This window comes from Vibrio rhizosphaerae (genome assembly GCF_024347095.1).
GTDB lineage: Bacteria > Pseudomonadota > Gammaproteobacteria > Enterobacterales > Vibrionaceae > Vibrio > Vibrio rhizosphaerae.
The window spans coordinates 697,121-716,330 of record NZ_AP024903.1 but is presented as its reverse complement, the minus strand read 5'-3'; the positions used below and the strand labels follow the sequence as shown (position 1 = coordinate 716,330).

Below are 19,210 nucleotides of genomic sequence, written 5' to 3'. Positions count from 1 at the left end.
ATCCAACAGATTAAGATGATAATAATTATCATTATACTGTGAGGTGGCTATGTATCAAGAAGAGATCTTATATAGCACTTTTTTCAAAGCTCAGGATCGGTTTATTCAACACCACCAGCCGACTGGCTTTGAACCTGAAATCATTCAGGAATATATTCAGAGTGGGCTGCTGCTTGCGTCGCTGTATCGTCCCGAAACGCATCATGAAAACGGCCTCCTCCATGAATTGTTTCTCCGGCGGATATTTTTTCATCTTCTTGACGCAATTCAAGACCCTATCTACAGCCGAATTTTCCGCCGAATCTGCCTTGATTCGATTCATATCCCACTACTCACACTCAAACGCTATTATCGTCAGTTAAAGGACGGTGATGTCAAACTGATGGCATTACAACAACAGGTAAGAAGTATTCAGACCATACTCGATGAATAACATATAGGAGCGCACTCATGAAACAAACATTCAGAACAGAAACCGATAGTATGGGAGAAGTGCTGGTTCCTGCGGATGCTCTTTATCAGGCACAAACACAACGCGCGGTGAATAATTTCTCCATCAGTCAACGACCAATGCCTCGCGGCTTTATTCAGGCTTTGGCTTATATCAAACAGGCCGCCGCACACACCAATATTCAATTAGGCCTGCTAGAGGATGAAATTGCCAATGCAATCTGCCTTGCATCACAACAAATTATTGACGGGCAGCACTTAGAACAGTTCCCTATCGATATTTTTCAAACCGGTTCCGGTACCAGCTCAAACATGAATGCCAATGAAGTTATTGCAACACTGGCTTCCCAAACTCTCGGGACTCCGATTCATCCAAACGATCATGTCAATATGGGACAAAGCAGTAACGATGTTGTCCCGACCGCCATTCAAATCAGTAGTACACTCTCGATCGAACAACAGTTGCTCCCTGCATTGAGCCATCTGATTAAAACCCTTGATCATAAAAGTACAGAAATTGGTCATTGCGTCAAAACGGGGCGTACCCACTTAATGGATGCCATGCCCGTGACATTTGCGCAGGAACTCAGCGGCTGGTCCTATCAAATTCAACATGCAATGGCGGGCATTAAGCACAGCCTGATGTCCGTCAAAGCGTTAGGGCAAGGCGGTACAGCGGTGGGAACAGGCATCAATGCAGATCCTCGTTTTGCAGCAGCCTTTGTGGAACACTTATCTCAGAAAACCGGGATTCAGTTCACCAGCAGCGAGAACTTCTTTTTCAATCTCAGTAGTCAAGATGCCATTGTGGCGTTATCAGGCCAGTTAAAAACAACCGCGGTAGCGCTGATGAAAATTTCCAATGACCTCCGCTGGATGAATTCCGGTCCGCTGGCTGGATTAGGGGAAATTGAATTGCAGGCACTGCAACCCGGCTCTTCAATCATGCCCGGTAAAGTTAACCCGGTGATTCCGGAAGCAACCGCGATGGCAGCCGCACAAGTCATCGGTAATGATGCAACGATTACCATCGCAGGACAGGCCGGTAATTTCCAGCTCAATGTCATGTTACCGGTTATTGCACATAATATTTTGGAAAGCATTGAACTCCTGAGTAACAGTGCCACAGCACTGGCTGATAAAGCCATTGCAACATTCACGGTCCGTCAGGATAACCTCGATATCGCCTTAGCGAAAAATCCGATTTTAGTCACAGCTCTCAACCCAGTCATCGGCTACATGAAAGCAGCCAAAATCGCCAAGCAAGCTTATCAACAACATCGGGCGATCCTCGATGTCGCACTTGAAGAAACGGATCTCAGCCGGGAAGAGCTGGAAAAATTACTCGACCCGCAAAAGCTAACCCAAGGGGGGATCGGTTAATCTTTCAAAATAATACAGAGCAGAAATCAAGCCGATTGGGACGCACTCAATCAGGTAATCAATATCAATCGGCTTGATTCAACGGAGGGTTAATTCTTGTCAACCAGCAGTCCAATCAAGGCTGCTTTATTATCTTCGGAACATGCTTTCAGTTCGTTTGAACCTCGGGTAATTGTCGCGACCCCAACCCCCAGCATTTGACTAATTTGCCGCTGAGACAGATCACCTTTGAGTAACTCATAAAATATATTGATTCTGGAAACCAACGCTTCCCGCTCATCTGAAGTCATCATCATCGTCAACAACATGGCCAGATGATCTTGTTCTGATGCTTCTCTCAGCAGTTCCAATAAAGACTGCCAGTCAGTAAATTTTGGTTGCTGTAACATGACTGTACTCGTTGATTGATACACATCATTCATTGTAGTGGTTTTATCGCTCAATGGAATCAATATTTTGTCTCCACTTCGATGTGCTGTAAAAAATCGCCTTCGATGCCCATCAAATAACGGTAATAGTTTTCGAACATCAGGACATTTTGTACATATCCTCTGGTTTCGTGGAAAGGAATCGATTCAATAAACCGATAGACATCCAACTCACCATCCGAATCTTTCAGCCACTGATCAACCCGGTACGGCCCGGCATTATAGGCAGCAAAAGCCAGAATCCGGTTGCCGTCATATCGCGTCAACAACTCATGAAGGTATTGGCTGCCCAGTTCAATGTTTTTTTCCACATTAAACAAATCACGGGCACTGTGATATTGCAGTTGGTATTTCTTGGCAACATGCCGAGCCGTAGATGGCATAATTTGCATCAGCCCCTTTGCGCCCACCGGGGAATGCGCTTCAATGTCCATCGCACTTTCCTGCCTTGCTAAAGACATCAATGAGATCGGATCAACCTTGTTTTTATTGCCAAAAAATTCAAACCATTTCAGATACGCTCTGGGAAATCGCAGATCCAGATTTGCCCATAGCTTAGCCTGTATCGCAGCCACTACAGCCAAATGATACCAATGCGCTGTCGCCGCATAACGTGCCAACATCGCCCGCTCTTCGACCGACACTCGTTGCAATAACCAACGCCACTCACTTTTAGAAGCCGCTAGTTTCCCCCGCTCAATCAATTCCTCAATCCGCGTCAATGCCTGCTTATAAGGCTCAATCAAATCAGGGTTATAACTCAGGGTACTGGTTCGGTAAACAAAGGGTTGTTGCAGCATTTCAGATGCCGCCACCCCATAAAAACTGCGCAATTCGGTAAGCGCTGCTAATTTATTGATCCCTTCCGCTTCATTGCCCAATTCGATTTCGCTCCGACCGAGCCAGAATTGCCATCCGGGTAACTGTTGTTGCGATTCAGGTAAATAGCGAATCCAACGATGAATACGCTGCCAATCTCCACGCCGGATTTCCTGACGAATACGCTGTTCAATTAACGGTGCATCCCCACTTGCGGCAATCACTTGATCACGCCATTCGGTGATCCCCGATACCGATGTTTCATCCAGCAATTGGCTGGCAACATAGAGAGCCAGATGGTTCAGTTCTTCAGAACTCAACAACGATAACTGATGCTGTGCGATCAGCGAATACACGGCAATCGGCTTCTCTGCTGCCCATTTTTTCAAACCAAGCACGACCGTTTTAGCATCATCCTCACTGAATACATCGCGATTCATCAAAGTCAGGACTCGCTTCGGATCGCGATAAATATCAATCAACCGCTGCGCCTGTGCCTGCTCCGTTTTCAACTGTCGACTCAGATACTGCATCAGAGAGAAACTTCGCTGCTCAAAGGCGAGAAACATTCGGTCAATGATTTGTCGGTCAGTAAAAAGCGGCGTTTTACGCCACTGAGAAAACAGAAAATCACACGCATCAGAGACACTATTGCCACTCAACCACAGTGACTCAGCCCCTTGATAAGCTTCATTTTTTCTACCGGTATGCCACATCGCGGTGTAGTAATAGCAGCGATATTTTTCTTGATTGGGAATGGATTTTTGATAAGTCAGTAACACTGACCACTTTTTCTTCTGCGCGAGCGCATCTAAATAAGGTGCACTGATACGTCCGGCAAACGGGAAATTACGATGACTATCAATAAAATTTTTGATAACCAAAGGGGGTTTATCACCAATGTTGACTAAAATAGAACGATAGTCGAGGTAAGGTGTTAAAGGATAATCAAGTAGTTGGTCACGGATACGATGGTATTTTTGCACATCTTGTTGATCCAACCAGAGCTGAGCACGCTCGTAAAGCTGACGTTGTTGATCCAGAGTTAAATCACTTTGTGCCAAACCACACGGTACATACCCATTGCCGATAACCACCCCAAGTAAAACCGGCAGTACTCTCCCCCAAAAACCGTTCATAAACGATGTAATCGGCCCGACTCTCCCAAAACGACTTTTTAACATTTTAGTCATGTTTTTCCTCATTTATTACATGAGAGAGGCTAAATTAACAAAAAATTTCAAACAACATCAATTTGTAAATTTTTTCCCAAATGATCTGACACCCCAAAGTCTGCATGAAAAAAATGTCTGTGAGTAACAAATGTCATCTGATTAGTATAAAATGACCGTTTTGGTCTATGAGTAACAGTTAGGAACGATCGGCAATGGCTGAATACGTGTATACAATGTCTCGGGTGAGCAAAATTGTGCCCCCGAAAAGACAAATCCTGAAAGATATCTCTCTAAGCTTTTTCCCGGGTGCCAAGATTGGTGTACTGGGTCTCAATGGCGCTGGTAAATCAACACTGCTCCGCATCATGGCGGGTATTGATACGGACATTGATGGTGAAGCCCGGCCTCAACCGGGATTGAATGTCGGTTATCTACCGCAAGAACCGGTACTGGACGAAAGTAAAACTGTCCGTGAGATTGTTGAAGAAGCGGTTTCTGATGTAAAAAATGCCCTTGAACGCCTCGATGCAGTTTACGCAGCTTACGCTGAACCGGACGCAGATTTTGATGCGCTTGCCAAAGAGCAAGGAGAGCTGGAAGCCTTAATTCAGGCCAAAGATGGCCACAACCTTGACAACATGCTAGAGCGTGCCGCAGATGCCCTTCGCCTGCCTGAATGGGATGCGAAAATTAGTCATCTGTCGGGTGGTGAGCGCCGCCGGGTCGCAATTTGTCGTTTGCTACTGGAAAAACCAGACATGCTGCTCTTAGACGAACCAACCAACCATCTGGATGCAGAATCGGTTGCTTGGCTGGAGCATTTTCTGGTCGATTACAGCGGTACTGTGGTCGCAATTACCCACGACCGCTATTTCTTGGACAATGCAGCAGGTTGGATTCTGGAGCTTGACCGGGGTGAAGGGATTCCATGGCAAGGGAACTATACCTCTTGGCTGGAACAGAAAGACGCCCGTCTGAAACAGGAAGCTGCGCAGGAAAAAGCCCGGCAGAAAACCATCGAGAAAGAGCTTGAATGGGTTCGTCAGAATCCGAAAGGTCGTCAGGCAAAATCAAAAGCCCGGATGGCTCGCTTTGAAGAATTACAGAGCAGTGATCATCAAAAACGCAATGAAACCAATGAACTGTTTATCCCACCAGGTGAACGTTTAGGTGAAAAAGTCATTGAAGTGAAAAACCTCACAAAATCATTCGATGGCAGAGTGTTAATTGATGATCTGTCATTCACCATGCCGAAAGGGGCAATTGTCGGCATCATTGGTCCCAATGGTGCAGGTAAATCAACCTTGTTCAAGATGCTCAGTGGTATCGAACAGCCGGATGCCGGCACCATCGACATCGGTGATACGGTGAAGCTCGCTTCGGTTGATCAGTTCCGTGACAGTATGAATGATAAGAATACCGTCTTTCAGGAAATTTCCGAAGGTGCCGACATTATCCGCATCAATAACTTTGAAATTCCGGCTCGGGCCTACTGCTCACGCTTTAATTTTAAAGGCGTGGATCAGCAGAAAGTCATCGGCGAGCTTTCCGGAGGAGAACGTAACCGTGTCCATCTGGCCAAACTACTCAAAGCCGGTGGTAACGTCTTACTGCTTGATGAACCGACCAACGATCTCGATGTGGAAACACTCCGGGCACTGGAAGAAGCACTGTTAGAGTTTCCCGGATGCGCGATGGTCATTTCGCATGACCGGTGGTTCCTTGACAGAATTGCGACACACATTCTTGATTACCGTGATGAAGGGCAAGTCAACTTCTATGAAGGTAACTATACTGAATACTCAGAATGGCTAAAACAGACACTGGGTGCTCAAGCGGCAGAACCGCATCGCATTAAATACAAACGTATTGCGAAATAGTGTTTTCTGTTCGGAAAAGGCCGCCATTGCGGCCTTTTTATCACAGGGAAGACGGATAAGATGCATTCTCCTCAACTCAGCACCTTCTTCTCACTGACAGAGGCAGAGATATGGCAGAAAAACGTCGATTTTCACGGATTATCTACCGAGCTCCGGCTTTACTGACCCAAGGGTCAATCCACCTTGCAACGACCGTTCAGGATCTATCACTGCATGGGATCTTGCTTTCTATTCTTGATGACACGAGACTTGATCTTCAACAACCGATCTACATTGAGTTTCCACTCCCTGAAAGTGATATCTCGATTCAAATGACAGCCAATATTGTCAGTATGAAAAACAGTACATTGCACGCCAGTATTGCTTATATTGATGTCGATAGTATTTCTCACCTGAAACGGCTGATTGAGCTCAATGTCGGTAATGATGCCCTCTTACATCGGGAACTCGAACACCTGACTGATTTAGGTGATGAGGATGAAAGCGAGGCACCGGATAAAATATAGTCAGGCTCAATCATCACGCCCCAAGTGGTGAGCATTATGCGCTTAACATGTAAAAAAAGAGCGGTTCATCCGCTCTTTTTTGTACTTTCAGTTGACGATGCAACGAGCCGTTTTACCCGCGGTGAATTGCATCATTGGCATGTTTGAGGAGACTCTGGCTTTCCGACATAAACTTTTGTGAGTAGTCACCGAACCATTGGCTGGTTTTCGTAAAACTCTCGATAAAGCGCCCTTTGTCATCTTCATCAATAATCGACATGGCTTCGGTAAAGCACTGATAGAAACGACGAATCATGTCAGTATTTTCTTCTGAAGAAAAAATGATGTCGCCGTAAAGGTTCGGGTCCTGCCCAAATAAGCGCCCGACCATCACTAATTCCAGCCGGTAAATCGGAGAACTGAGCTGAAGCAGCTTGGCTAAGTCAGGATTTTCTTTCGAGAGATGCAAGCCATACACGTAAGATGTAAAGTGTCTCAGAGCCTGAATCAATGTCATCCCATGATCATGATCCTCTGCCCGAATCTTGCACAAACTGGCTCCCCAAATCGATATCTGCTGGAGCAGCCACTGATAACTGTCCGCACCGCGCCCATCACAATAAACAACCACCTGCTTCGCAAGGCTTGGCACATCGGGGCCAAACATCGGGTGTAATCCGACAACCGGCCCGGCATGGACCTTTAGCATGGCTTGTAATGGCTTCGATTTTATCGAGGTCAGATCGCACAAAATACAATCTTCAGGCAGATGTTTGAGCTTCGATATAACATCCAGCGTCAGATGAATCGGCACGGTCACGACAACCATTCCCGCGTCATGTAATAGTTCATCAGCACGATCCCAGTCCTGACTCCCGAGAATTTTGACCGTATAACCGGATAACCGGAACATACGGGCAAACAGACCACCGAGCTGACCCTTTCCACCGACAATCACAATCGGACGCAGTTCTGGGTTCAAACATTTAAAGCCAGCATCTTTCTCACTCGCATAAGACTCACGCATGGTCCGGCGTAGAATATCTTCTATCAGTTGAGCAGGAACCCCTTGGTTTTCCGCTTCTTCACGACGAGCCGCCAACATCGCAGCTTCACGTTCAGGGGCATAGATCGGCAAACCATGCTGACTTTTCACTTCACCGACTTTTTCAACCAATGCCAGACGACGCGCAAGCAGCTGAATCATCTGCTGATCGACTTCATCTATCTGATCGCGTAACGCGTTGAGCTCAACTGACATGAACAACCTCTTTTAATCTTGCAAACGTTTTTCTAAGAATGGAACCAAATCCTGATGCGCGCGACGCAACAAGCTCTCGGTCGCTTCCCAGCTAATACATGCATCCGTGATGGAAACACCATACTGCATTTCCTCACGCGGTAAATCAGCGGATTGGTTTCCTTCATGAATATGACTTTCGATCATCAGTCCGATAATCGAGCGATTTCCCTCACGGATCTGATGAATGACATCTTCAGCAACCAGCGGCTGACGTCTGAAGTCTTTACGGGAATTCGCATGACTACAGTCAACCATCAATGCCGGGTCAAGTTTTGCATTGTGCATCTCTGCTTCACATTCAGCAACAGAAACTGAATCATAATTCGTTTGCTTACCGCCACGCAGAATCACATGACCGTTTGAGTTGCCTTGAGTGGTCAGTAAAGCGACCTGCCCTTCGGCATTTATGCCCATGAAGCGGTGACTTGATGAAGCGGCCTGCATGGCATTAATTGCCGTAGATAAACTGCCGTCAGTACCATTTTTAAATCCGATTGGCATCGAAAGACCACTGGCCATTTCCCGGTGTGTCTGAGACTCGGTTGTTCTTGCACCAATCGCCGCCCAGCTGAATGTATCAGAAAGGTACTGCGGGCTGATCGGATCAAGCGCTTCCGTCGCGAGCGGGATTTCCATTTCTGCCAGCTCGACCAATAATTGTCGGCCAACATGTAACCCGTGCTCGATATCAAATGTGCCATCCAGATGCGGGTCATTGATCAATCCTTTCCAACCCACAGTTGTCCGTGGTTTTTCAAAGTAAACCCGCATCACCAAATACAGCTGATCACTGACAGCTTCGGCCAACGCTTTAAAACGTTTGGCGTACGCTTTAGCCGCGTCTAAATCATGAATTGAACAAGGGCCACAGACCACCAGTAAACGGTGATCCCGTTTATGAATAATATCAGCAATCGTCTGGCGAGACTGATGAATGAATTGCTGTGCTCTTTCACTCAGAGGCAGTTTCGCTTTCAGTGCTTCCGGAGTAATCAAAACCTGTTGGTCAATTATATTAATATCATTAAGTTCATTCATCATTGCCACCTGTACAAAAAAATTTACACGCTATTTTATGTTAACGAGAATTAAATCACATATGCCGCTTAAATTACCAGTAAAAATGGCACTTGTGAATGTAAAATAAAAGAAACATTAATTGTAAACCTAAATTTACACAACAATACAGCCACCATGTCATCACAATTCATTGGTTGATTAGTATTTTATTGCTGAGCCTTCCCCTAGAATAAGCAAACAGTTTACAAGATGTTTTGTATCATCATGGATGTGATTCTTTCCCTACTGCAACAAATGTGCGTTTATCTGGTTCTGGCTTATATGCTCAGTAAAACGCCGCTCTTTCTGCCACTCCTGAACATATCTTCCCGTTTAGAGCACAGATTATCCATTTATGTGCTTTTCTCTCTGTTTTGTATTCTAGGCACTTATTTTGGCTTACAGATCAATGATGCCATCGCCAATACCCGGGCGATTGGCGCCGTTATGGGAGGATTATTCGGCGGGCCAATTGTCGGATTTGCGGTTGGTTTGACCGGTGGACTTCATCGTTACTCGCTCGGCGGGTTTACCGATTTAGCCTGTGCGATCTCAACCACAACCGAAGGCCTGATTGGCGGATTATTGCATACTTATCTGATGAGAAGATATCAGCGGGAACGTTTGTTTCATCCGGGGGTCGTCTTCGGGATCACCTTGTTTGCTGAAATCATTCAGATGCTGATTATCCTATCGGTTGCGAAACCATATGACCAAGCGTTTTCACTGGTCAGTACCATCGCCGCTCCGATGATTATTGCCAACTCCGTCGGCGCAGCGTTGTTTATGAGCATTCTGAAAGATAAAAAATCGATTTATGAAGAATACTCTGCAACCTTTTCCCGTAAAGCGTTACGTATTGCGGAACGTTCCGTCGGGTTACTATCCGATGAATTTACCGCCAAAACCGCAGGACCGGTTGCCCGTATTGTCTATGAGGAAACCAATGTCGGTGCCGTATCCATTACCGATCGGGAAAAAATCCTCGCTTTCATCGGGATTGGCGACGATCACCATCATCCGAATACACCCATCTCATCGCCCAAAACACTGGAGTCGATTGAAAAAAATGAAATTATCTATCTCGACGGATACGAACGCCCTTATCAATGTTCTCTGTCACCGGACTGTAAATTAGGCTCCGCACTGATCATTCCGCTACGCGTTGATGACCGTGTCATCGGGACAATCAAACTGTATGAGCAGAAGCGCAAGTTGTTCTCCTCAATTAATATGTCAATGGCTGGCGGTATTGCGCAGCTCTTGTCGAGCCAGATTCTTCATGGTGAATATCAACAGAAGAAAACCTTATTATCTCAGGCAGAAATCAAGCTTCTGCATGCACAAGTGAATCCTCATTTTCTCTTTAATGCTTTAAATACAATCAGTGCGATCATTCGCACCGATCCCCCTCAGGCTCGCGAACTGATCCAGCATCTGGCTCATTTTTTTCGCAGTAACTTAAAACAGAATATTGAAACCATCACCCTTGCTGAAGAACTGGCGCATGTGAATGCTTATTTGATGATTGAACAAGCCCGGTTTTGTGATCGCCTTAAGATTGAAATTCAGATCGAGCCCTCACTGATGGAGCGACGTTTGCCTACATTTACCCTCCAGCCCTTAGTAGAAAATGCTATCAAACATGGCACATCCAATTTACTCGGGCTGGGTAAGATTCGTATTTATAATCAACCGACAGCGGAGGGACACCTGATTGTTGTTGAAGATAATGCCGGGCTCTACCGTTCTTCACCCAGTCAAACCCACGGCCTGGGGATGCAAATTGTCGAAAAGCGGCTGATCAATTATTTTGGTCATGCATCGCAACTGCAAACCGATGTCCAAGCGGATATCTCGACCAAAATGCAGTTTTTACTCCCAAACCTAACCTGAAATTCCGTTGAGAGAATATTTGAATGCAAGTGCTGATTATTGATGATGAAATACATGCCAGAGAAGAACTGATCCAACTGCTGGAAGAAGATGAAACCTTACAAATCATCGGTCAGGCGGGAAATGCCATTGAAGGGCTGAAACAGATCAACCAACTCAAACCGGATGTCGTTTTTCTTGATATCCAAATGCCTCAACTGACGGGGATCGATCTACTGGCGATGTTAGATCAAGAAACCATGCCGAGAATTGTTTTTGTCACCGCCTATGATCAATACGCCATTCAAGCTTTCGAAGATAACGCGTTTGACTATCTGCTCAAACCCATTGATGACAAGCGTTTGCATAAAACGCTGCAACGATTAAAGCGAGACCTCCAACGACAGGACATTTCTCCCATTGTCCCGAAGTCACTGGAACAGATCCCATGCAGCGGGCTCAACCGGATTGTGATTGTTCCCATACAAGCGGTTGAATTTGTCAGTAGTGATCTGGCAGGAGTTCATGTCCAGACCCGTGACAAAAAAGCCACCAGCCAGCTCACACTGAAGCATCTGGAAGAGAAGACTCCGCTGCTACGCTGCCACCGTCAGTATTTGATTCATCCGAAAAACATTCAGGAAATCAAGCTACTCGAGAATGGTCTGGCAGAAGTCGTAACCGTGTCGGGACATGCAGTTCCGGTTAGCCGGCGTTACCTGAAAAATTTAAAAGAAACGCTTGGCATCAGCTAGCTCATTCCGCCTGCTCTGTCAGCGGCTTCAGCGCTTCAACCGCCTGTTTCCACTGCGGTGTTGCTCTCAGTTCTGCCGGATGAAACGAACGTTGCTTTTGCAGAGATTCCGCACCGGATACCGTCATCATCGGAAGATGATCCAAGACACGAACAGACGCAGCACGGTCATTACACAGCAATAACATATCACATCCGGCCGCCAAGGCTTGATGTGAACGGGCCAGCGCATCGCCCATCACCGAGGCACCTTCCATCGCTAAGTCGTCGGAAAAAATAATGCCTTTAAAACCGAGTTGCTGACGCAAAATCTGCTTTAACCAGAATGCCGAACCACTCGCTGGCTGCGGATCATAGTGCGAATAAATGACATGCGCTGGCATCATCGCATCCAAGATTCCGGCCTGAATGTGCTGCTGAAACACCTGCATATCCGTTTCAAAAATATCTTCACGCCGATCATAGGGTGTTTCTTTGTGTGAATCTTCGACCACCCCGCCGTGCCCCGGAAAGTGTTTGCCAGTTGTTGCCATCCCGGCAGACTTCATGCCCTGAATATATGCCTGACTCATCGATATCACCGTGTCACGCGCTTCACCAAAAGCACGGTTCCCAATCGCACGACAGGAAAACCCCGTATCAAGAACCGGAGCAAAACTTAAGTCAATATCATGGGCAATCAATTCACTGGCCATCAACCAGCCCCCTAACCGAGCCATGCGTTCACTCTCAGGAAAACGCGCATAGTCTGCAGCTGCCGGTAATCGGGTAAAACCGTCGATAAACCGCTGAACACGCCCACCTTCCTGATCAACACCGATCAGTATTGGTTGTCTTGCATATTGGCGAATTGACTGAGTTAAAGCCTGTAACTGTCTTGAGTCAAAATAGTTTCTGGCAAACAGAATCACGCCACCGACCGTCGGATGCGCCAGCATCTCTTTCTCTTCCGCACTCAGCTCACATCCTTCAACATCTAACCACAGCGGCCCCATACACATCTCCTGAACTCAAATAATTGATTCTCTTGCCGCGATTATATACACAACCACCTTTTGATGCAGTGCTATTCGCAGAAACAGATTTCCACTCATGTCAGAGACTAACGGTTTGAAGCAAAATAAAAAACAAGTTACAGATAAAGATGGGTCAGCACAGTGGTGCTGCGACAAAAATCAATTACAATGCAATGATGTTCCGTCAGCAGGAAGCGATCATGGCTCAGAAAGAACGATATATTGGCGTGATGTCCGGCACGAGTCTCGATGGGGTTGATGTGGCGCTGATAGAGATTGATGGCCGTCACATTCGGTTACTCTCATCGACCATGTATCCGATGCCAGAATCAATTAAGCAGAGTATTCTCAATATCTGTACCGGTCAGCCGACCCATCTTCCGGCGATAGGAATCCTCGATCACCGTCTCGGGCACTTGTTTGCTGATGCTGTCAATGCACTATTGGCACAAAGCGGATATCAGGCTCAGGATATCCGGGCGATTGGCTGCCACGGTCAGACGGTCTATCACCATCCGACAGGGGATACACCTTTTACAATGCAGCTTGGTGATGCCCATATCATCGCCACGAAAACCGGGATTGATACTGTCGCAGATTTTCGTCGTAAAGACATGGCGCTGGGCGGTCAGGGGGCACCTCTCGTGCCTGCGTTTCATCGGGAGGTCTTTGCACATGATGATGCGACACTTGTCGTACTGAATATTGGTGGGATTGCCAATATCTCTGTGATCAGACCGGAGCAGCCGCTTTTAGGATATGATACCGGCCCGGGTAACATCCTGATGGATGCTTGGTGCCAATACCACACGCGAGAAAAATTTGATCAAGATGCACAGATGGCGCGTAGCGGGCAAATTGATATGCCGCTGCTAGAGCTGATGAAGCAAGATCGCTATTTTGCAGCACCCGCCCCCAAAAGTACCGGCAGAGAATATTTCAATCTGGATTGGGTGCAATCGAAAGTCAGATTAGTGAACCATCATATCACGCCAGAAAATGTGCAAAGAACCCTGTGTCGGCTGACCGCTGAAACCATTGCCGATCAAAGCTGCATGTATGCCAGCGGGATTCAGCCCCGGCTGTTTGTCTGTGGTGGCGGGGCGAACAATCCGCTATTGATGCAGGACTTACAAACCTTGCTGACAGACTGGCAGGTCAGTAACACCTCGGCACAAGGCGTTAACAGCGATGATATGGAAGCGATGGCTTTTGCCTGGCTGGCACACCAACGCATACACGGACTTCCGAGTAACGTACCTGAAGTCACTGGCGCAACCAAAGCGGTGTCACTGGGCGTCATTTATACCCCTCAATAAAATCACAAGAGTAAAAGCTTATGGCCAATGATGCTTTATTGTCTGCCCTGTCTCAGTTGGTTTCTGAAGGACGAAATCCAGAAACGATGGATATCGATTTGTTGTCCACTGAAGCCATTCTTGAGCGGCTCAATCAACAGGATAAAACCGTCCCTTTCGCGGTAGAAAAGGTCATTCCCCAAATTGCAACAGCCGTCGATGCGATTACGACGGCCTTTAAAAATAAAGGCCGGTTAATCTATATCGGCGCCGGCACCAGCGGTCGTCTGGGCGTTTTAGATGCATCAGAGTGTCCGCCGACCTTCGGTGTTTCTGACCAAATGGTCATCGGCTTGATCGCCGGGGGCAAAGAAGCCATGTTTAAAGCACAGGAAGGCATTGAAGATTCCCCGACCGCAGCGACCACCGATCTACAAGCCATTGCGCTCACTCAACATGATGTGGTGGTCGGTATTGCAGCCAGTGGCCGGACACCGTATGTCATCGGCGGGCTGGACTATGCAAACCAGATCGGCGCAACGACTGTTGCTGTGTCTTGTAATCCAGACTCTAAAATCGCCGACATGGCACAAATCGCAATCTCACCGCTGGTTGGCCCGGAAGCATTAACCGGTTCAACCCGACTAAAATCCGGTACGGCACAAAAACTGATCCTGAATATGCTGACCACCGCGAGTATGATTCGCTTAGGTAAAAGCTATCAAAACCTGATGGTTGATGTTCAGGCAACCAATAAAAAGCTGGAGGCCCGAGCGGTTAGAATTGTCATGCAAGCAACCGATTGTGACAAACCCCGGGCGGAACAGTTACTGGTGCAGAGTCACAACAATGCCAAAGTCGCAATTCTGATGGCACTGACCGATATGAGTTATCAGGAAGCACTCGACAAACTCTCACAATCGGAAGGTTTTTTACGCAAGGCGATCCAACCGTCGGATTAAAGACTTCGTATGTTTAGCCATTGCAATACTATGCCGCGGGGAAGTGGATACCATAGGCCATCACTTAGTGACTGGTATATTGATCCCAACCTCGTTGCCACTCCATACGGAACTGATTCCCCGCAGGTGTTCCGGCACAAACCCCGTCGTAATATTGACCGGATAACCCGATTTGATAGGCAAAGTCAGGATTACAATACTGGGTCACCCCGTCATTGTACCCTTCGTCATAATTGGCTATCTGCACGGCTCCCAGCTTATGCAGCGATTGATAGGATCGCTGTTGGTGCCCTGCAATGCCATCCCGATAACCGATCTGATACCAATCCCCTTGTGTAGCAAGCGATTGTTCTGACGCAGCGCACCCCAATAGCAACACAGCAATCACAATCCCACCGAGCCAAGTCCGAAAATTTATCACGACATCAATACCTTGTTTTTAACTTGTGTAACTCCAACCATATACGCTTTCGCGACAAAACACCAAACAACGATGCGCCGTTTCCTTCACTGCACATCCGCCTGACTCAACAAGGCTATGACGCCCCTGTGGTATCGATAACAAAACCACTTGCGGCGGATAAAAGACCACTTAATTCGGCATACAACCACTCAGCTGACTTTCCCATGCATAACACTTCTGGTCGGACTAGTCTTTCATAGAACATCTCTGTCAGCCAACAGAAGGAAAATAATATGCTATGGTTCTTCGTCTCCCTCGTCGCGTTAATCGGCGGTTACTTTATTTACGGTACACTTGTCGAAAAAATATTTGGTATCAATGAGAAACGTCAGACGCCCGCTTACAGTCAGAGAGATGGCGTTGACTATGTCCCGATATCAACGCCGAAAGTCTATCTTGTCCAATTACTGAACATCGCCGGTGTCGGCCCCATATTCGGACCAATTATGGGAGCCCTATACGGTCCGGCGGCATTATTATGGATTGTCGTCGGCTGTATTTTTGCCGGTGCTGTACATGATTATTTCTCTGGTATGCTCTCCGTCAGAAATGGGGGAGCCTCCGTACCGAACATCAGTGGCAAATACCTTGGCAATGGCGCGAAACATTTCATGAATGCCTTTGCGATTATTCTCTTGCTGCTCGTTGGCGTTGTATTTGTTTCTGCACCTGCCGGAATGATCACCAACTTGGTGAATGAGCAGCTTTCGCTGCAGATGGGAACCGGTCTGATGGTCATCGTCATTTTTGCTTACTACATTTTGGCAACGATCGTTCCTGTCGATAAAATTATCGGACGTTTATATCCATTATTCGGAGCATTGCTGATTTTTATGTCTGTCGGTCTGATCACTGCGCTCATGCTCTCCGATAAACATACCATCATGGGTGGTTTTGAGATTCAGGATCTGTTCAGTAACCTCAATCCGAATAACATGCCATTGTGGCCGGCACTTTTCATCACCATTGCTTGCGGTGCGATTTCGGGCTTTCATGCCACACAATCCCCTTTGATGGCGCGTTGTATGGAAAATGAAAGAAATGGGCGTTTCGTCTTCTTTGGTGCCATGATCGGCGAGGGCGTGATTGCTTTAATCTGGTGTACGATTGCCTTGTCTTACTTTGGTTCGCTGGACGGCCTGTCCGAAGCCGTCGCTCAGGGTGGCCCGGGAAATGTGGTCTATAGCGCTTCATTCGGATTACTGGGCGTATTCGGTGGTATTCTGGCCTTCCTTGGTGTAGTCATTCTGCCAATCACTTCCGGTGATACCGCTTTTCGTTCCAGCCGTCTGATTCTGGCCGAGTATTTTAATGTCGAGCAAAAAAACTTACGCAGCCGGTTACTCATGGCAATGCCACTCTTTGTTGTCGGTGGAATTCTGACTCAGGTGGATTTCGGTATTATCTGGCGCTACTTTGGTTTTGCGAATCAGACAACCGCAGTAGTCATGCTTTGGACGGCTTCAGCTTATCTCGTACGCCATCAGAAATTCCATTGGATCACCACGATCCCGGCCCTGTTCATGACCACAGTCTGTGTCAGCTTTATTCTGAACAGCAGTACACTTGGGTTTGGTTTACCAATGCAAATTTCAACGATCCTTGGCTTCTTAGCTTCTATTGCGATGCTGGCCTACGTGCTCAAAGTTGCAAAAGGCCATGATAACGTCGCCCTTTCCGAGGTGAAAAAAGCCGCGAAAGAGCAGACCAAAACAGCTTAGTCACATATAGTCTATATCATTTTTCATGTAAAAAGGGCTCCCTTCGGGAGCCCTGATATCATCATCGGAAACAAACTAATGGTCAGTCTACCAGCTTAATTTGTAACTCTTTCGGCACTTCAAAAAACATATTTTCTTCGCGTCCCAAGACTTCTTCTACTGAGACAGCCCCCAATTCTTTAATGCGATCCAGAATTTGATTGACCAGCGCTTCCGGTGCCGAAGCGCCCGCCGTCACGCCGACAACCTGAACACCGGATAACCACTCCGGATGAATATCTTCCGGCGTATCGGTAAGAAATGCAGCCGTGCCCAGTTTTTCGGCTAACTCTTTCAACCGCGTTGAATTCGATGAATTCTTTGAACCAACCACGATCATGACATCCACTTGCTGAGCAAGAATCCGCACCGCATCCTGCCGGTTTTGCGTCGCATAACAGATGTCATCTTTACGAGGCCCTTGGATATCGGGAAACACGCGTCGGAGTTCGTCAATCACATCCGCCGTTTCATCGACCGAAAGCGTTGTCTGGCTAACATAGTGGAGCTGTCCGGGATGCTTGACGATTGCTTTCAGATTAGCCACATCTTCCGGTTTTTCAACCAGATACATCCCTCCGGTCTGGCTGGCATATTGCCCCATCGTTCCTTCGACTTCAGGATGACCGGCATGACCAATTAAAACGACTTCCATGTGTTTTCGACTGGCCCGGGCAACTTCCATATGCACTTTGGTCACCAGTGGGCAAGTCGCATCAAAAACGGTCAACGCTCTGGATTTAGCTTCATTTCTGACCGCCTGAGAAACACCATGCGCAGAAAAGATCACAATATTGTTGTCCGGGACTTCACTCAGCTCTTCAACGAAAATAGCACCGCGCTGCTTCAAATCTTCAACAACAAACCGGTTATGAACCACTTCATGACGAACATAGATCGGTGGCTGATACATTTCCAAAGCTCGCTCGACAATACTGATGGCCCGGTCCACACCGGCACAAAAGCCCCGAGGATTTGCTAGTAATATTTTCATCTCATTGCTCATGTTTTTTACTCAACTCACGACATATGTCGCTATTCAGCCGATTCAACGGCCAAAATTTCAATATCGAACGTCACATCCTGACCGGCCAGCGGATGATTAAAATCAACGGTCACCGACTCGCCTTCGATCGCGGTGACAATACCGGGAATCTCCATCCCGTCCGGGCCACTAAACGCCATAATCACTCCGACTTCAAGCTCAGTATCTCCGGCAAATCGGGTCCGATCCATATGGTGGATATTATCCGGATTAGGTAAACCGAATGCATCTGCTGCTTTGAGCTCAATCGTGCGTTGATCGCCGGCCTGTAACCCGAGCAAACATTGCTCAAAATTATCGCTTAAGCTGCCATCCCCGATCACTAACTTCGCAGGTTTTCCCATCTGGTGGGTACTGTCTGCGACAGAACCATCTTTCAATTTGATCGTAAAATGAAAAGTGACCGCAGTGCCTGTTTGTATCAATTGTTGTTCGCTTGTATTTGCCATGTGACTTACTTTCCCCGGGCTTGATGCAAAAAGCGCTATCCGGTTGAGCAGACAGCGCTTAGGGTGATTCATTCATGAATCCGGATAAACTATTTCGGCTCATCCTTACGACGGAAACCATCAAAAATCAGCATGACGGCACCGATGCAGATCGCGCTATCAGCCAGATTGAAGGCCGGCCAATGATGACCTCCCCAATAGAAATCGAGGTAATCGACCACAAAGCCATGCACGATACGATCAAACACATTGCCCACAGCGCCGCCAATAATCATCGCGTAGGCGCTGTTTGTCCACCGTTCGGAGGCGGGTTGCCGACGCATCCAGAACATCAGTAACAGAACCACGAACAGGGCAATACCGGTGAATAACCAGCGCTGCCATCCTGTCTGTTCACTGAGAAAACTAAACGCAGCACCGTAATTATGAACATATAACAGATTAAAGAACGGCAGCACCTCAATGCGGTGTTGCCATCCGTAATCCATATGATTCATGACGACCAGTTTGATCAGGATATCGAGCGCGAAAACCACAACCGCCAGCCATAACCAGCGGATTCCCGAACGCTTCATTGTCAGCTCTGTCATATTGATTCCGTCAGTC

General features: G+C 47.2%; 18 protein-coding genes. 9 read left to right on the top strand and 9 right to left on the bottom strand.

Annotated elements, in window-relative coordinates; translation table 11 throughout:
* Positions 1–49: 49 nt before the first annotated feature.
* Positions 50–433, top strand: a complete 384-nt coding sequence (locus OCV37_RS03260) for a hypothetical protein (RefSeq protein WP_038178040.1) — start codon at positions 50–52, stop codon at positions 431–433.
* A gap of 17 nt (positions 434–450) precedes the next feature.
* Complete coding sequence (locus tag OCV37_RS03255; RefSeq protein WP_038178041.1) at positions 451–1,833, top strand: class II fumarate hydratase; 1,383 nt, start codon at positions 451–453, stop codon at positions 1,831–1,833.
* An 89-nt stretch (positions 1,834–1,922) separates the two neighbouring features.
* Here the strand turns inward: OCV37_RS03255 and trpR are convergent, their stop codons facing one another.
* The gene (gene trpR, locus OCV37_RS03250; protein ID WP_038178259.1) at positions 1,923–2,222 is read right to left on the bottom strand and encodes a trp operon repressor; all 300 of its coding nucleotides are present in this window, start codon (positions 2,220–2,222) and stop codon (positions 1,923–1,925) included.
* A 59-nt stretch (positions 2,223–2,281) separates the two neighbouring features.
* On the bottom strand, positions 2,282–4,273 hold the full coding sequence (locus tag OCV37_RS03245; RefSeq protein ID WP_169739338.1) for a transglycosylase SLT domain-containing protein: 1,992 nt from the start codon (positions 4,271–4,273) through the stop codon (positions 2,282–2,284).
* A gap of 194 nt (positions 4,274–4,467) precedes the next feature.
* Between OCV37_RS03245 and ettA the strand changes: the two genes are divergently transcribed.
* Together ettA and OCV37_RS03235 are read left to right on the top strand one after the other, a co-directional pair.
* Complete coding sequence (ettA, locus tag OCV37_RS03240) at positions 4,468–6,135, top strand: energy-dependent translational throttle protein EttA (protein WP_038178042.1); 1,668 nt, start codon at positions 4,468–4,470, stop codon at positions 6,133–6,135.
* Positions 6,136–6,245: 110 nt separating this feature from the next.
* Positions 6,246–6,641, top strand: a complete 396-nt coding sequence (locus OCV37_RS03235) for a PilZ domain-containing protein (RefSeq protein ID WP_038178043.1) — start codon at positions 6,246–6,248, stop codon at positions 6,639–6,641.
* A 112-nt stretch (positions 6,642–6,753) separates the two neighbouring features.
* On the opposite strand, the gene tyrA is transcribed toward OCV37_RS03235, so the two are convergent.
* Both tyrA and OCV37_RS03225 read right to left on the bottom strand, forming a co-directional pair.
* Positions 6,754–7,881, bottom strand: coding sequence for a bifunctional chorismate mutase/prephenate dehydrogenase (gene tyrA, locus OCV37_RS03230; RefSeq protein ID WP_038178045.1), 1,128 nt, complete (start codon positions 7,879–7,881; stop codon positions 6,754–6,756).
* A 12-nt stretch (positions 7,882–7,893) separates the two neighbouring features.
* Positions 7,894–8,964, bottom strand: coding sequence for a 3-deoxy-7-phosphoheptulonate synthase (locus tag OCV37_RS03225; protein WP_038178046.1), 1,071 nt, complete (start codon positions 8,962–8,964; stop codon positions 7,894–7,896).
* Positions 8,965–9,207: 243 nt separating this feature from the next.
* On the opposite strand from OCV37_RS03225, the gene OCV37_RS03220 reads away from it, so the two are divergent.
* Positions 9,208–10,878: a sensor histidine kinase gene (locus OCV37_RS03220; RefSeq protein ID WP_038178261.1), complete on the top strand. Its 1,671-nt coding sequence runs from the start codon at positions 9,208–9,210 to the stop codon at positions 10,876–10,878.
* A 23-nt stretch (positions 10,879–10,901) separates the two neighbouring features.
* Complete coding sequence (btsR, locus tag OCV37_RS03215) at positions 10,902–11,612, top strand: two-component system response regulator BtsR (protein WP_038178047.1); 711 nt, start codon at positions 10,902–10,904, stop codon at positions 11,610–11,612.
* A gap of 1 nt (position 11,613) precedes the next feature.
* Here the strand turns inward: btsR and nagZ are convergent, their stop codons facing one another.
* Positions 11,614–12,606, bottom strand: a complete 993-nt coding sequence (nagZ, locus tag OCV37_RS03210; RefSeq protein ID WP_038178048.1) for a beta-N-acetylhexosaminidase — start codon at positions 12,604–12,606, stop codon at positions 11,614–11,616.
* Positions 12,607–12,827: 221 nt separating this feature from the next.
* Here nagZ and OCV37_RS03205 point away from each other — a divergent pair, with 221 nt between their 5' ends.
* Together OCV37_RS03205 and murQ are read left to right on the top strand one after the other, a co-directional pair.
* Entirely contained in the window at positions 12,828–13,946 is a 1,119-nt protein-coding gene (locus OCV37_RS03205) for an anhydro-N-acetylmuramic acid kinase (RefSeq protein WP_038178262.1), read from the top strand.
* A gap of 20 nt (positions 13,947–13,966) precedes the next feature.
* Complete coding sequence (gene murQ / locus OCV37_RS03200; protein ID WP_038178049.1) at positions 13,967–14,887, top strand: N-acetylmuramic acid 6-phosphate etherase; 921 nt, start codon at positions 13,967–13,969, stop codon at positions 14,885–14,887.
* A gap of 64 nt (positions 14,888–14,951) precedes the next feature.
* On the opposite strand, the gene OCV37_RS03195 is transcribed toward murQ, so the two are convergent.
* Positions 14,952–15,305 carry a DUF2799 domain-containing protein gene (locus tag OCV37_RS03195; protein WP_051680282.1) on the bottom strand — a complete coding sequence of 118 codons (354 nt, stop codon included), beginning with the start codon at positions 15,303–15,305 and terminating at the stop codon, positions 14,952–14,954.
* A gap of 278 nt (positions 15,306–15,583) precedes the next feature.
* On the opposite strand from OCV37_RS03195, the gene OCV37_RS03190 reads away from it, so the two are divergent.
* Positions 15,584–17,071, top strand: coding sequence for a carbon starvation CstA family protein (locus OCV37_RS03190; RefSeq protein ID WP_038178050.1), 1,488 nt, complete (start codon positions 15,584–15,586; stop codon positions 17,069–17,071).
* An 82-nt stretch (positions 17,072–17,153) separates the two neighbouring features.
* On the opposite strand, the gene ispH is transcribed toward OCV37_RS03190, so the two are convergent.
* The 3 genes from ispH to lspA form a co-directional block, all read right to left on the bottom strand.
* The gene (gene ispH / locus OCV37_RS03185) at positions 17,154–18,116 is read right to left on the bottom strand and encodes a 4-hydroxy-3-methylbut-2-enyl diphosphate reductase (RefSeq protein ID WP_038178051.1); all 963 of its coding nucleotides are present in this window, start codon (positions 18,114–18,116) and stop codon (positions 17,154–17,156) included.
* 29 nt (positions 18,117–18,145) lie between these two features.
* Positions 18,146–18,604, bottom strand: a complete 459-nt coding sequence (fkpB, locus tag OCV37_RS03180; RefSeq protein ID WP_051680284.1) for an FKBP-type peptidyl-prolyl cis-trans isomerase — start codon at positions 18,602–18,604, stop codon at positions 18,146–18,148.
* Positions 18,605–18,693: 89 nt separating this feature from the next.
* Positions 18,694–19,194: a signal peptidase II gene (gene lspA / locus OCV37_RS03175; protein ID WP_038178052.1), complete on the bottom strand. Its 501-nt coding sequence runs from the start codon at positions 19,192–19,194 to the stop codon at positions 18,694–18,696.
* Positions 19,195–19,210 lie beyond the last annotated feature (16 nt).

Coding starts and splice junctions, on each gene's coding strand:
- OCV37_RS03260 (WP_038178040.1), top strand. CDS start 50: ATGTATCAAGAAGAGATCTTATATAGCACTTTTTTCAAAGCTCAGGAT.
- OCV37_RS03255 (WP_038178041.1), top strand. CDS start 451: ATGAAACAAACATTCAGAACAGAAACCGATAGTATGGGAGAAGTGCTG.
- trpR (WP_038178259.1), bottom strand. CDS start 2,222: ATGTTACAGCAACCAAAATTTACTGACTGGCAGTCTTTATTGGAACTG.
- OCV37_RS03245 (WP_169739338.1), bottom strand. CDS start 4,273: ATGACTAAAATGTTAAAAAGTCGTTTTGGGAGAGTCGGGCCGATTACA.
- ettA (WP_038178042.1), top strand. CDS start 4,468: ATGGCTGAATACGTGTATACAATGTCTCGGGTGAGCAAAATTGTGCCC.
- OCV37_RS03235 (WP_038178043.1), top strand. CDS start 6,246: ATGGCAGAAAAACGTCGATTTTCACGGATTATCTACCGAGCTCCGGCT.
- tyrA (WP_038178045.1), bottom strand. CDS start 7,881: ATGTCAGTTGAGCTCAACGCGTTACGCGATCAGATAGATGAAGTCGAT.
- OCV37_RS03225 (WP_038178046.1), bottom strand. CDS start 8,964: ATGATGAATGAACTTAATGATATTAATATAATTGACCAACAGGTTTTG.
- OCV37_RS03220 (WP_038178261.1), top strand. CDS start 9,208: ATGGATGTGATTCTTTCCCTACTGCAACAAATGTGCGTTTATCTGGTT.
- btsR (WP_038178047.1), top strand. CDS start 10,902: ATGCAAGTGCTGATTATTGATGATGAAATACATGCCAGAGAAGAACTG.
- nagZ (WP_038178048.1), bottom strand. CDS start 12,606: ATGGGGCCGCTGTGGTTAGATGTTGAAGGATGTGAGCTGAGTGCGGAA.
- OCV37_RS03205 (WP_038178262.1), top strand. CDS start 12,828: ATGGCTCAGAAAGAACGATATATTGGCGTGATGTCCGGCACGAGTCTC.
- murQ (WP_038178049.1), top strand. CDS start 13,967: ATGGCCAATGATGCTTTATTGTCTGCCCTGTCTCAGTTGGTTTCTGAA.
- OCV37_RS03190 (WP_038178050.1), top strand. CDS start 15,584: ATGCTATGGTTCTTCGTCTCCCTCGTCGCGTTAATCGGCGGTTACTTT.
- ispH (WP_038178051.1), bottom strand. CDS start 18,116: ATGAGCAATGAGATGAAAATATTACTAGCAAATCCTCGGGGCTTTTGT.
- fkpB (WP_051680284.1), bottom strand. CDS start 18,604: ATGGCAAATACAAGCGAACAACAATTGATACAAACAGGCACTGCGGTC.
- lspA (WP_038178052.1), bottom strand. CDS start 19,194: ATGACAGAGCTGACAATGAAGCGTTCGGGAATCCGCTGGTTATGGCTG.